This is a genomic window from Mesorhizobium sp. M2A.F.Ca.ET.042.01.1.1 (assembly GCF_003997405.1).
GTDB lineage: Bacteria > Pseudomonadota > Alphaproteobacteria > Rhizobiales > Rhizobiaceae > Mesorhizobium.
This window is the reverse complement of the sequence record NZ_RZRX01000673.1, coordinates 1-249: the sequence shown is the minus strand read 5'-3', so window position 1 is coordinate 249 and position 249 is coordinate 1. Positions and strand designations below refer to the sequence as shown.

At 70.7% G+C, this 249-nt stretch carries 1 pseudogene; it reads left to right on the top strand.

The features are described 5' to 3' along the window. Positions 1-249, top strand: a pseudogene (locus EOA23_RS35475) (hypothetical protein); the annotation flags it as partial.

The following is a 249-nucleotide window of genomic DNA, read 5'->3' as shown; positions in this document are numbered from 1 at the left end:
GTTCGACCGGAGCGACGGGTTCGACGGGAGCTACAGGCTCGACCGGAGCAACGGGTTCGACTGGAGCGACGGGTTCGACGGGAGCTACAGGCTCGACCGGAGCAACGGGCGCGACTGGAGCCACGGGCGCGACTGGAGCCACGGGTGCGACTGGAGCAACGGGCGCGACCGGAGCGACTGGTTCGACCGGAGCAACTGGCGCGACCGGAGCCACAGGCGCTACCGGAGCCACAGGCACGACCGGAGCCA